The 13,182-nt window shown below is 34.6% G+C and carries 15 protein-coding genes; 10 read left to right on the top strand and 5 right to left on the bottom strand.

Going from position 1 to position 13,182, the window contains the following annotated elements; all coding sequences use genetic code 11:
- The first annotated feature begins 14 nt into the window (after window positions 1-14).
- The 10 genes from yqeH to FNOD_RS06340 are packed head-to-tail and all read left to right on the top strand — an operon-like array spanning window position 15 to window position 6,769.
- Window positions 15-1,145 (top strand): ribosome biogenesis GTPase YqeH, encoded by a 1,131-nt coding sequence (gene yqeH, locus FNOD_RS06295; protein WP_011994355.1) that lies wholly within the window; start codon window positions 15-17, stop codon window positions 1,143-1,145.
- Between the two features lie 40 nt (window positions 1,146-1,185).
- Complete coding sequence (gene pduL, locus FNOD_RS06300; RefSeq protein ID WP_011994356.1) at window positions 1,186-1,773, top strand: phosphate propanoyltransferase; 588 nt, start codon at window positions 1,186-1,188, stop codon at window positions 1,771-1,773.
- A 52-nt stretch (window positions 1,774-1,825) separates the two neighbouring features.
- Window positions 1,826-2,008 (top strand): ubiquitin family protein, encoded by a 183-nt coding sequence (locus tag FNOD_RS06305; RefSeq protein WP_011994357.1) that lies wholly within the window; start codon window positions 1,826-1,828, stop codon window positions 2,006-2,008.
- Window positions 2,009-2,047: 39 nt separating this feature from the next.
- Complete coding sequence (locus tag FNOD_RS06310; protein ID WP_011994358.1) at window positions 2,048-2,494, top strand: hypothetical protein; 447 nt, start codon at window positions 2,048-2,050, stop codon at window positions 2,492-2,494.
- 44 nt (window positions 2,495-2,538) lie between these two features.
- Entirely contained in the window at window positions 2,539-3,072 is a 534-nt protein-coding gene (locus FNOD_RS06315; RefSeq protein ID WP_011994359.1) for an HD-GYP domain-containing protein, read from the top strand.
- A 38-nt stretch (window positions 3,073-3,110) separates the two neighbouring features.
- On the top strand, window positions 3,111-4,214 hold the full coding sequence (gene dnaN / locus FNOD_RS06320) for a DNA polymerase III subunit beta (protein WP_011994360.1): 1,104 nt from the start codon (window positions 3,111-3,113) through the stop codon (window positions 4,212-4,214).
- A gap of 17 nt (window positions 4,215-4,231) precedes the next feature.
- A complete protein-coding gene (locus tag FNOD_RS06325; RefSeq protein WP_420794716.1) occupies window positions 4,232-4,642 on the top strand; it encodes a type II secretion system protein in 411 nt (136 codons plus the stop codon).
- A gap of 29 nt (window positions 4,643-4,671) precedes the next feature.
- Window positions 4,672-5,499 (top strand): ABC transporter ATP-binding protein, encoded by an 828-nt coding sequence (locus FNOD_RS06330; protein WP_011994362.1) that lies wholly within the window; start codon window positions 4,672-4,674, stop codon window positions 5,497-5,499.
- Between the two features lie 14 nt (window positions 5,500-5,513).
- Window positions 5,514-6,050, top strand: a complete 537-nt coding sequence (locus tag FNOD_RS06335; RefSeq protein ID WP_011994363.1) for a GNAT family N-acetyltransferase — start codon at window positions 5,514-5,516, stop codon at window positions 6,048-6,050.
- A 38-nt stretch (window positions 6,051-6,088) separates the two neighbouring features.
- Window positions 6,089-6,769: a zinc metallopeptidase gene (locus FNOD_RS06340; RefSeq protein ID WP_011994364.1), complete on the top strand. Its 681-nt coding sequence runs from the start codon at window positions 6,089-6,091 to the stop codon at window positions 6,767-6,769.
- 54 nt (window positions 6,770-6,823) lie between these two features.
- Here FNOD_RS06340 and FNOD_RS06345 read toward each other — a convergent pair whose 3' ends face one another.
- From FNOD_RS06345 to FNOD_RS06365, 5 genes are all read right to left on the bottom strand, one after another.
- Window positions 6,824-7,816 (bottom strand): LCP family protein, encoded by a 993-nt coding sequence (locus FNOD_RS06345; protein ID WP_011994365.1) that lies wholly within the window; start codon window positions 7,814-7,816, stop codon window positions 6,824-6,826.
- Window positions 7,817-7,927: 111 nt separating this feature from the next.
- Window positions 7,928-9,718, bottom strand: coding sequence for a molecular chaperone DnaK (gene dnaK, locus FNOD_RS06350; RefSeq protein WP_011994366.1), 1,791 nt, complete (start codon window positions 9,716-9,718; stop codon window positions 7,928-7,930).
- 184 nt (window positions 9,719-9,902) lie between these two features.
- Entirely contained in the window at window positions 9,903-10,946 is a 1,044-nt protein-coding gene (locus FNOD_RS06355) for an aldose epimerase family protein (RefSeq protein ID WP_011994367.1), read from the bottom strand.
- A 33-nt stretch (window positions 10,947-10,979) separates the two neighbouring features.
- On the bottom strand, window positions 10,980-11,291 hold the full coding sequence (locus tag FNOD_RS06360; RefSeq protein ID WP_011994368.1) for a ferritin family protein: 312 nt from the start codon (window positions 11,289-11,291) through the stop codon (window positions 10,980-10,982).
- Between the two features lie 37 nt (window positions 11,292-11,328).
- Complete coding sequence (locus tag FNOD_RS06365; RefSeq protein ID WP_011994369.1) at window positions 11,329-13,089, bottom strand: M3 family oligoendopeptidase; 1,761 nt, start codon at window positions 13,087-13,089, stop codon at window positions 11,329-11,331.
- Window positions 13,090-13,182 lie beyond the last annotated feature (93 nt).

Raw genomic sequence — 13,182 nt, forward strand, 5'->3', positions numbered from 1 at the left:
TGCGAGGTGCTGTAATGAGCAAAGCATTTCAAACGATTGAAAAATGTCCAGGATGTGGCTCAAAAATTCAACACGATAAACCAGGAAAGCCTGGTTTTATACCAGCTGATGTTTATGAAAGACGCTTAAAAGAAGGAAAAGAAATACTTTGCCAAAGATGCTTTAAATTAAAACATTACGGTATGCTTGTTGGAGAAGTTGACGAAGATGAAATAATAGATTTTTTAAGAAAAACCGTTACAAAATTCCGTAATTTTATGTACGTTTTAGACATATTTGATTTCGAGGGAACTTATAGACCCGAGATTAATGAGATGATTAAAGATAAGAATGTAATCTACGTTGTAAATAAATTCGACATATTACCAAAATCCGTTAGCGGCGCACAGCTCAAAAAATGGTTAACAGATAGAATAAATAACGCAAATAGTGATAATATATTTATAACGAGCACAAAAAACGAATTCGGAATTAGTAAATTAAAAAAGTACCTTGAAAATCTCCGTGGCGAGATGTTAGTTTTAGGCGTAACAAACGTTGGAAAGTCTTCTTTGCTTAAAAAATTAACAAATTCGAAGGTAACAGTTTCGCCATATCCTGGGACAACCATAGGAATAGTAAAACATAAGTTGAAAAATTTGAAAGTTTACGATACCCCAGGTATAATTGTTAATGATAGAATGATAGATTTATTTGACGCAGAGTGCCAAGCAAAAATTCTTGCAAAAGGTGAAGTTAACAGAAAAACATTTAAACCTTATCCAGAAGAGGTTATTTTTATCGGTGGTCTGTGTAAGATAAGTGCCAAAATGAAAAATGAAGAAAGTCTGAGACCTATATTTCAAATATTTGCTCCAGAAAATGTATCATTCCACAAAACCAAGAACAAAAATTTCATAGATAACTTTCCAAAATACTTTGGAAAAGAACTTGTTCCACCATGCAAAAAGATGGATATAAGCGGTTTGAATTTTAAAAATTTAAGTATAGAAGTTAATGAAGGGTTTGAATTATCAATCCCCGGATTGTGTTGGATAAATATTAAGCGTGGGCCAGTTCAATTCGATGTGTACTTGCCAGAAAACGTTTCAGTATACATACGTCCTTCATTAATACAACCGAAAAGAAAATTTAAAAATAGTTAACATTAATATCCCATTAGATTTCAGAGAGGAGGAGTATCATATGAAAAAGAAGGAGATGCCCATTGTTGCAGGGGTAAGTAACAGACATGTTCACCTTTCAAGAGAAGATGTTGAAATTCTCTTTGGAAAAGATTATCAACTCACGCCAATAAAAGATTTAGGTCAACCAGGACAATTCGCATGTAAAGAAACAGTAATTATCGCTGGACCGAAAGGTACAATCGAAGGCGTAAGGGTCCTTGGACCAGAAAGAAAGGAAACACAGGTTGAAATTTCCCTTACTGACGCTTTTAAACTTGGTGTAATGCCGCCTGTCAGAGATAGTGGTGATTTAGAAGGCACCCCTGGAATAACAATTATTGGTCCAAAAGGTACCGTTGTTAAAAACAAGGGAGTTATAATCGCTAAAAGACACATACACATGCATACAAGCGATGCGGAAAAGTTTGGAGTAAAAGATAAGGATATAGTTAAGGTTATAGTCGAAAAGGGCGATAGAAAATTAATATTCGACGATGTACTTATAAGAGTTAGTGAAAAGTTTGCTCTCGAATTCCATGTTGATACGGATGAAGCGAATGCTGCTATGCTTAAAACAGGAGATTACGTTTATATCGTAGAAGAATAAATATATTTAAGTTTAATTATTTGCCTATGCCTTCGAGGTGATTTATCTGAAAGTGTACTATGAGTTTAAAGTTTATGAATTCGAGGAATCTTTTAGAGGATATGAATTATTGAAACGTCTGAATTTAAATAAAGAAGAACACTTAATTGTTGTAGATGGAGAGCTTTACACAGAAGATAGGGTTATAAAGAAGGATAAAGAAGTTAAAATCGTTAAAGTAACAAGCAGTGGATAATTCCATTCTAAAATAAAAATTCATCCAGGAGGTTTAGCAGTGGACATTTTTCTAACAACTATTGCAATTAGTTCTGCGTCTTTAAACATATTTTTGCTTTTTTGGATGAGAAAGAAGAATAAGAAAATAAAATACCTATCTTCTCAACTTCAAAAATTCAGAGATTTATCAACCAAGTTTAGAGATATAGTTGTACAGAGGGAAGAGTTATTCTACAAAAACATACATGAAGTATCTCTAAGTTTTGTCAATGATGTAGAAAACAGTTGTTTAGTTACGTTCGAAGGTGAAAATGGTAAGATCGTTTCATATAAAGGAAAAATTTTCAACCCATCTATAATTTCTTCTAAAAAAGTTAAAAAAACCGATTTCCCTTACTCTGCCGAAAGGGTTTATGTAACAGATAGAAAGAAATTTGCAGATATTTTCGATAATTCAACAAACTCAGATTCCAAAGTGTTGGTATCAGATATACATAGTTTATAGCAACGCATACTTATCTTTCAAACCAAGGAAGATTTCAAAAAGACATGATAATAACTATGATAAGAATCCTCGAGTACCACGATCCTTATACAAAAGGTCATTCAAAAAATGTCGCTAATTTAGCTTCTTTACTTGCGGAAAAATTAGGTTTGAGTGATGAGATAATTAAAAAAACTTATTGGGCTGCACTGGTTCATGATATTGGAAAAATTGTTATACCATCTTCTATACTAAATAAAGAAGGAAAGCTAACAATCGAGGAATTTGAAGTAATAAAAAAACATCCAGTTTATGGTCATGACTTTTTATCAACTTCTGATGAATTAAAAGAACTCGGAAAATATGTTTTACACCATCATGAAAGATGGGATGGAAAAGGATACCCCGCAGGTCTTTCGAAAGAAGATATACCATTGATATCCAGAATTATATCCGTTGTAGATGCTTGGGATGCTATGAGAAGTGATAGACCTTACAGAAAAGGTTTACCTGAAGAAATAGCAAAAAAAGAATTAATAGAACATTCTGGGGTTCAATTTGATCCAAATATTGTGAAAGCATTTTTGGAAATTGTATAAAGATAAATTGTAAGTTGTGAATGAAAGGGGGACAAGTAATGTTGAAGTTCACTGTCAGTAAATCGGAAATTGAAAAGAAAATCTCAATTGCTTCTTCAGCAATCGGTTCACGAACGGTTGATCCTATTCTCCAATGTTTACTTTTTAAACCATTAAATGGGCATATAAATATATACGCAACGGACTTGCAAACTTCTGTTATTTCTCAGGTTCAAGTTGGAGAATATGAAGGTAATGATGCTTTTGCAGTAGATGCTGAATTAGTTGATGATATTGTCCGAAATTTGCCAGAAGATGAGTTTATATTCGAATATAGCAATGGGAAATTGTTGGTTAGAAGCGGGAAGGCAAAATATAATATTACAACGGTTTCAGATATAGAAAGATTTCCTATAGTCGACACAGATGAAAGTGGAATAAAATTTTCCGTAGAAACTTCCATACTTGAGGAAATGTTGGATAAAGTCAGTTTTTGTGCTTCGAGCGAGAGCGCAATGAGGGCTTTGAATGGTGTGTATTGGGAAATTCACGGTGGATTTTTGAGGTTGGTAGCAAGTGATGGTTACAGATTAGGGTTAGCAGAGCAAAAATTAAACTTAGAAAACGAATTTGATTTTATAATCGCACTCAAAAGTATAAAAGAGTTGGAAAAGCTTTTATCCAGTACAACAGAACCGGTAATAAATATAACGTACGATCATTCTCTTGTATCATTTAACGCAGGTGATGTAACAACTATCGTTAGAACCGTTGAAGAAACATTCCCAGATTACAAACGCGTATTGCCAAAGGCGTTTAAGACCAGAGTGATTTTAAATTTAGATGATTTTTCAGAGGCACTAAAACGTGTAATGGTAATATCAAAGAGAGGAAACGAGAAAGTTCAACTAAAAATAACAGACGATTTAATGGAACTTACAAGCCAAAGTTCTGACTTTGGGGAGGCTGTTGAAAGTATTCCAATAACAAAAGATGGAGAAGATCTTATAGTTAACTTCAACCCCAAATTCCTAAATGAGCCGTTAAAGCATATCGATGAGAAAGAAATCGAATTTAACTTTGTTGACAATCTTAGCCCACTTCAGATAAATCCAAGAAATGTAGGAGGTTATATATACATTGTTCTACCGGTAAGAGCATAGTCTATTGATTTAAGAAGGTGAGAGCATTGAAAAAAGGGTTTACACTCATCGAATTGTTAATAGTTCTTTCAATAATCGCTGCACTGATGTCGGTAGCAACACCTGTAGGTATTAATGCTCTTGCCCAAGCAAAAGCAACAAATGTTGCTGGAAATTTTAGAACACTCTATCAAGCTGTTGTTCAAATGTTAATGTTAGAACAAAATCCACCCACAAGTGGTGATATATTAGATTATCTTGTAAAGAATAATTACATATCAACTAAACCGAATGGATTTGAAATAACTTATAAAGTTGAGAATGGTAAAGAATTTTATAGGATACGTTACATAAATTCAGACGTAGATGTGCTTAAGGTAAAATCCGTAAACACAATGATAAGCTTGGATGAATCCAATAAACTTATAATAGATATACCGAGAAAGTAAATAAAATTAAAGGGGATAAATAAAAACGTATGCTTAAATTAATAAACCTATCGAAAGAATTTCTGGATGAAAACGGACAAAAGAAAATAGCTTTAAAAAATATAAATGCCGAGTTTGATTATGGAAATGTTGTTGCTGTAATAGGCGAAAATGGTAGTGGTAAAAGTACACTATTAAATATTATTGCTACTTTTTTAAAACCATCAAATGGTTTGGTTCTTTTAAATGAAAAAAATATATTTGAAGATATTAAGAAGTACAGAGAAATGGTATCATACGTCTCTGAAAAAGGCACATTCATAACTGAACTTAGTGTTGAAGATAATCTCATTTATTTCAGTAAAATCTTTAAATCAAATGCAAATATTAAAGATATATTAGAAAGAGTTGGAATCACCCATATTTTGAAAAACAAACCAAGTAGTCTTTCAAAAGGACAGCGGCAAAGACTTTCTCTTGCAATTAGTATGTTGAAAAATCCAAAAATCGTTTTATTAGATGAACCGGCTGAAGGACTTGACGTAGAAACCAAAGAGGTTGTAAAATCTTTAGTTAGCGAGTATAAAAACACAGGTAAGTTGGTATTTTACGTCACACACGATGAAGATGAAATAGAAGATGTTTGTGACAAAATTCTTGTTTTAAAATCTGGTGAAAGCTTATTTTGCGGTAGCGTAGAAGATTTTTGGAGAGAATATGAAAAATTCTATAGAGTTACTTATATCTTTGGTGGAGAAAAGAGAACAAAGATAATGAACCTTCAAGAATTGAACAAAATTAGTGGTCAATTGAATATCGTTCATGTGCGCAATTTAGGCTTGAGAGAAATAATCAATTTGGATGAAAAAAATAATTAGAAGGGAGCTTCATAATGATTATTAAAGGAAAAATTTCAAAAATAAGGCCTCTTGAAATAGGTGATTCGAAAATACTCGTTGAATACCTAAATAATGAGGAAGTAAAAGAATACCTAAGTCTTGTCTTCCCAATTAACAACTTCTTGGAAGAAGAGTGGATAAAAAGAAACGCCATTTCACATAATAACTTGACATTCGCGATAGAAGCTGACAATAAAATTATTGGAACAGTTGGATTCAAGGATATAGATTGGATAGCCCGTAGTGCGGAATATGGCATAGCTATATATACACCGGAATATTGGAACAAAGGTATAGGCACCGAAGTTACACAATTGATGCTTAGATATGGTTTCGAATACTTAAATCTCAATCGAATTTGGTTGAGAGTTTTTGAAAATAATCCAAGAGCTCAAAGGGTCTATGAAAAATGTGGTTTTATCCAAGAAGGAAGGGAAAGACAAGGCAGATACTATAAAGGGCATTACTGGGACGTAATTCGTATGAGCATACTTGCTGAAGAGTATTGGAGAATAATGAGTGAGTATTAAGAGAATAAAACATAAATTCTTCTAGGAGGTGAAACTGTATGTTCTTTTTCGATCCAACGTTTATACTTTTAATTCCAGCTTTACTACTTGCATTGTGGGCACAAATTATGGTTCAGTCTAATTTTTCAAAATATTCTAACGTGCGTTCACGAATAGGTATGACTGGTTCTGAATTAGCAAGATTTATATTAGACTCCGCGGGCCTTTACGATGTAAGAATTGAAAGCATACCGGGGACGTTAACCGACCACTATGATCCAAGAACAAAGGTTGTAAGGTTATCACAATCAACTTACAATAGTTATTCTGTTGCTGCTTTAGGTGTTGTAGCCCACGAAATCGGGCACGCTATTCAACATGCGAATCACTACGTACCATTGGTTGTAAGAAATGCTATAGCCCCTGTCGCAAGTTTTTCATCAAATCTTGCTTGGATATTCTTCATAATTGGTATATTTACAGGTGCAATGGGGCTCGCGCAATTTGGAATACTTCTCTTCCTAGCGGTTGTATTATTTTCCATAATAACACTACCTGTTGAATTCAATGCAAGTAGTAGAGCTCTGAAAATTCTTGAGAGAAACCTGCTCATGTCAAAAGATGAGTTAAAGGGTGTTAAAGCTGTACTCTCGGCAGCAGCAATGACATATGTGGCAGATACACTAATGGCCATTATGCAGCTTATAAGAATGTTATTAATAGCTAGAAATAGAGATTGAAAGAAAGATAAAAACAAAAGACCGCTGAGATTTTCAGCGGTCTTTTGTTTTTGTTCATCTTGTTTTAAGAAACTTTACCAGTTCTTGCTTGTTTTTTTCGATGTCAATTTTCAACACCCATAAATTGGTGTTTTCACGTTCGATGAATTCAGTTGTTTCTTCAAAAAAACCACTGACTGGTATTCTGAATGTTTCAAGCTTATAATTTGTAATGTTTATTAGTGCAAGAGAAAGTAATTCCGAAGGTCTTATGTTTGTTTCAATATTTTCAAAAATTATTTCGATTAAATACATCTTTTTATCAATCGGCAAAGTCTTGACTTTTTCAAATATCTTTGACAACAAATACCTTTGACGTGACGTTCTTTCGAAATCACCATTTCCAGCATAACGAATTCTTGCGTAGGCAAGCGCTTGCCTTCCATTTAAACGATAAACTCCGGGTTCCTGTATTGTTTCAGCTGGTACTCCTCCGTTTACTCTATTAAGTTCCCTTGTGCTAATATTAAATTGTTCAACCTCGTAATCTTTTATTTCTACATCTACCCCACCAATTGAATCGACAATTTTTTCGAATGTTTTAAAATCAATAGAAACATATTTCGTTATACTCAGTCCAAGTATTTTGTTTAGGACTGTAATAGCCAATTTGGGTCCTCCAAGTGCGTATGCGCTATTCAATTTTTCCTTACCGTAATTCGGTATTTCAACGAGAATGTCTCTCATAACAGATACAATTTTTATCGTTTTATTTTTTTGATCTAAGGCAACAATCATTATAGTATCACTTCTTGGTATTTCGTAACCAATTCTTTTATCTACGCCAAAGACTGCGACCATTAACTGCTGTGAGTTACTAATTTTTCGTTTATCTATTTCAGAGGTTACCCCGTATATTTTACTATTTTGAGTATTTTGTACACCAACATCTTCTGGTGAAAAGGTATTTGTGAATTTTATCTTAGAGAACAGATAATTAAGATAGATAATACCAACCAAGGTCGCAACACCAACACTTATCAAGATACCTGTAAAAACTTTCCTCACTTACTCACCTCCAAATGATATTTTATCGTTGTTATTATAACATTAGTAATTAAAAAAGCGTAGGGAAATTTTTAAATCTCCCTACGCTTGGTTGCTTGTTAAATTTAAAACTTATTCAGCAGATGAGCCAGTTTGGCCTTGTGCTTGTTGTTTGTAGAGATATTCTCCAATTTTCATGCTCTCTCTTTGTAAATCATCGTAAAGCATTTTAATCTTCGCAATATCGTCTTTGTTTATAGCATCCCTAAGGTCTCTAATTATTTCTTCAAGTCTTGATTTCGTGTCAACTGGTATCTTGTCTTCGTTTTCTTTTATGATTTTCTCAATATGGTAAGCTGTGTCATCAGCTCTGTTCTTGAGTTCAACCTCTTCTCTCTTCCTCTTATCTTGTTCTTCGTACATCTGAGCTTCTTTAATCATTCTTTCGATATCTTCATTGTTGAGTTGATGTCTTCCCGTCACAACCATCGATTGTTCTTTTCCAGTACCGAGATCTTTAGCTGAAACGTGTACTATACCGTCTGAGTCTATATCAAAGGTAACTTCGATTTGTGGCACACCTCTTGGTGCTGGTGGAATACCTACAAGTTGGAAGCTTCCAAGGAATATGTTGTCCCTCGCCATCGCACGTTCACCTTGGTAAACCCTAACTTCAACACTTGTCTGACCATCTTCCGCAGTTGTGAATATCTTACTCTTCTTAACAGGAATAGTTGTATTTCTTGGAATAATCGGTTCAAGCAATCCACCCTTTACTTCCACACCAAGTGTTAAAGGTGTTACATCAACAAGTACAACATCCTTATCCTTTGCACCTTCTGTACCACCAAGAATAGCCGCTTGAATAGCTGCACCTATTGCAACCGCTTCGTCTGGGTTAACGTTCTTATTTGGATCTTTTCCAAATATATCTTTTATGAATTTCTGTACCATTGGAACTCTTGTCATACCACCAACAAGTATTATTTCATCGATATCTTGCGGTTTAAGTTTGGCATCGTTCAAGGCTCTTTCTATAGGTTCTCTTGTTTTTTCAACAAGATCCCTTGTTAACGATTCAAACATCGCTCTTGTTAATTTCATTTCTAAGTGAAGTGGTCCTTCGGCTGTTGCTGTAATGTATGGTAAGCTTATATCCGTTTCTAGTTTTGAAGAAAGTTCGATCTTCGCTTTTTCTGCTGCATCTCTCAATCTTTGGAGAGCTTGCTTATCGTTTCTTAAATCAATACCATATTGTTTTTTAAACTCCTCCGCTAAGTAATCTATAATCCTCTGGTCAAAATCATCTCCACCAAGGTGGTTGTTACCGCTCGTTGCTATAACTTGTATTACGCCTCCACCTATTTCAAGAATAGAAACGTCGAATGTACCACCACCAAGGTCGTAAACAAGTACTTTTCTTTCACCTTCCATCTTATCCAAACCATACGCAAGAGCTGCGGCAGTTGGCTCGTTTATAATTCTTAAAACTTCAAGCCCAGCTATGATACCAGCTTCTTTTGTTGCTTGTCGTTGAGCGTCGTTGAAGTAAGCTGGACAAGTAATAACTGCCTTTTTAATTTCACCACCGAGATATTCTTCCGCGTCTTTTTTGAGCTTTTTGAGTATGTACGCACTGATTTCTTGGGGAGTGTACTCTTTGTCATCGATCCTCACCTTATAATCTGATCCCATCTTTCTTTTGATAGATTTTATAGTTCTATCTGAGTTAAGAATAAGTTGTCTCTTGGCTGGTTCACCAACAAGAATTTCACCGGATTTTGTGAACGAAACAATGGAAGGGGTTGTTCTACTACCTTCTGCATTTGGAATAACCTCCACACTTCCATCTGGCTTCATCCATGCTATAACCGAGTTTGTCGTACCAAGGTCAATACCAACTACAAACTCTTTCTTTGACATATATCTTCACCTCCAAAAAATTTTTATTTTTTTAGTCCAGTTATATTTTACAAGATTAGCAATCATTTGTCAAGAGTGATAATTAAAAAATCAAAAAATTTTTCGGAGATGAAAAAGTCAGCCTAAATGATTAAATGGCTGACTTGATATGATTTATTAAATTTAATAAATCAATTTAAATAATTTAAATGATACCAAACTTAAAAACAGAACGATGCTTATAAATTTCTCCCGGTCTTAGCACCGTGTTTGGGAAGTTTTCATGGTTTGGTGAATCTGGAAAATGTTGTGTTTCAAGACAAAATCCCGTATGTGCATCGTAATTCTGTCCTCTTTTTCCATTTAATCCCGGCAAATAATTACCTGTATAGAATTGAAGACCTGGCTGAGTCGTGTAGAGTTCCATTGATATACCAGTTGATGGTTCATATACTTTCGCGGCAAATTCAGAATTCAATACGAAGTTGTTGTCGTAACCTTTAGCATTTGAATTTTTCAATTTTTCTATTGCGTCTCCAAGCCTTGTTTCCTTCCTCAAATCGTATAAAGTATCTTCAACAGGCATAATATCACCAGTTGGAATTAGATTTTCATTAACAGGCGTGTATTTATCGGCATTCAAAACAACAATATGATCGTATATTTTTCCACCACCAGCTAAGTTAAAATAGGTATGTTGGGTGAGATTAACTATCGTAGGTCTATTTGTTGTGGCCGTGTAATCAATTTTAAGCTCGTTCTCGTTTGTTAGTGTGTAAGTAACAGAAACATCTAAGTCCCCTGGGAAGCCTTCGTCACCATCATGGCTAAAATATTTCAAAGTTAGGATTGGGCCGTTTGGCGTTATCTCATCAAAAGCTTTCCAAACTTTTTTATTGAATCCCTTATATCCGCCGTGTAAAGCGTTTGGCCTTCCTTTATCGTTCAAAGCCAATTGATAAGTTACGCCATCTATTTCAAATTTTCCGTAAGCTATTCTATTTGCGAATCTTCCTATTAAAGCCCCAAGATAACCTGGATTTCTTTCGTATTCTTCTAAAGAATCGAATCCAAGGACTATATCCACAAAATTCCCATTTTTATCTGGAACCCATAGTTCCCTTATGATTCCTCCGTATGTTAAGACCTTCATCATAACTCCGTTTTTATTCACTAATGTATATTCCTGCACGGCTATACCTTCGGTAGTTGCACCGAATTCTCTTTTGTCTATTGAGCCAAAGAACATTTCAACTCACTCCTTCGCTTGAAGCGTTATATGTTATTTTTTATTTTTAAATTTTTCTATCTCTTCTTCTACCTCTTTAGCACCTTCTTCGTAAAATTTTTCTTCTTCTGGGTCTAACTCTTTCAGAAGTCTTAGGAATTCCCCAGCGTGAACCCTCTCTTCGTTTGCGATATCGATCAGAACTTCTTTAGCTAACTCATTATCTGTAGATTCAGCTAATTGCATGTAAAGTTGAATTGCCTCATACTCAGCCGCAATCATAAAGCGAATTGCCCTTATTAATTCTTCATGAGTTAATTTTCTTTCAGATTTTAATCCAGAAAACGCATTAGAAAATTCTGGCATTTTTTCACCTCCGCATTTTTGCATATATTTTTATATTTCACTCAAATCTTACAAATTCGTCTACAGCTTTTTCTATTACTGAGAGTGAGTTTTTCCAAAATTCCTCTTTTTGAATATCTATTCCAACGCTCATCGCAACTTCTTCCGCTGTTCCCTTACCAGTTGAAGAAAGAAGTTTCTTATACATTTCAAAGAAGTTAGGATTATCTTTCATACTGTACACACCCAATCCAAAGAGCATTCCGAATGTATACGGGAAATTGTAAAAATGGAATGTCGGAGAGTAATAATGAGGTTTAACAAGCCACATGTATGGATGCATGTAATTTTCGTCTAACCCTTCACCGTATGCTTCTTTTTGTGCTTTAAGCATTATTTCTTTAAATTCTTCAACACTTATAGGTCTAGATTTCCTTCTTTCGAATACTTCACTCTCAAATAAAAATCTGCTGTATATGTCTATAATTATCTGTACGGCATCCGAAAGTTCTTTGTCGAGGAGTGCTAATTTTTCATCCTTTAAGGTTGCTTCATTTTTTATTTGGTTCATCAGCAAAGTCTCGTTGAATATAGATGCTGTCTCCGCTAGTGTAGCTGGAGTTGTACTGTTCAAAGGCGTTTCATCCTTTAAGCAGTAGTTATGGAATGCATGACCTAGTTCGTGAGCCAATGTTAAGACATTATCTAACGTCCCATCAAAGCTCATTAGTATTCTCGACTCTTTGAGCGCTTTCACCGATGAGCAGAAAGCCCCTCCGCGTTTCCCAGGACGTGTTTCAGCATCAATCCAATGATTTTCAAAAGCATTGTCTATAAATTTCCCAAGCTCATCCGAAAAGTTCGAAAGTTTTTCCACAATGAATTTCCTTGCCTCATCAAATGACCATTTCTTATTGTATCCTCCTATAGGAGCGAAAAGGTCGTACCATGGAAGGCCGTTCTTGTGGCCAAGTAACTCGGCTTTTTTTCTAAGATACTTCCTAAGTATAGGCATACTTCCTTTAACTGCACTCATCATCGCATCAAAAGTTTCTTTGGATATCCTATTTTCCATGAGCATTGGTTCAAGAGGTGATGAATATCCTCTAAGGTTCACTTCCGTTAAAAACTCTCCTTTTATGCTATTTAAACATTGTGCAACAACTTGCGAAGCATTTTCACAAGCTTTTAACTCTGCCTCGTAGGCTTTCTTTCTAATTTCAGCTGATTCGTCATAAGCCATGTTTCTAACGCGCATCAATGGCAGTTTTTTCAATTCGCCGTTTATTTCAACTTCACAAAGAAGATTTGATGTCGTCTTTTCATATAGATTGTTCCAAGCGTTGCCTCCGGTAAGTCTCATAAGGCTGATTATTTTTTCTTCATTTTCTGAAAGAAGGTATTTAGAGAGTATTTTTTGTTCTTCAATAAAAAATTTATGAGATTTAAGCGTCTCTGATTTTAAATTTGAAAAGTCTATCTCTACGTTCTTCAAAAATTTTCTCAATTTTGTCCTTGCCAATGAAAGATTTACAAATTTGCTCCTGATAATATCAAGATACTTTGCTGCAGTTTCATCGTTTGCATTAGCACTTAAAGTTAAGCTTGCATAATTATATAACTTCCCAGCGAGCAAGGACAATTCATTGAGTTTGTTTATAACATATTCCAATTTGGCTTCCAACCCATTGCCTTCGTTTATTAAGTTTTCATCCATCCAATTAAGAAAACCAGAAAGTTCTTTATCGATTCTTTGCAAATCATTTTTGAAACTCTCAGAATCAAAAGAAGGATAAATATTGCTCAAATTCCACCTCATTCTATAATCCCCCCAATCTGTAAGTAGTGCTAACATTCAATAACATTATACCACAATTGTGGTATAATTATAAAATAATGAAATCATTTGGAA

It is taken from the genome of Fervidobacterium nodosum Rt17-B1, from assembly GCF_000017545.1.
In the GTDB taxonomy this organism is placed as follows: Bacteria; Thermotogota; Thermotogae; order Thermotogales; family Fervidobacteriaceae; genus Fervidobacterium; species Fervidobacterium nodosum.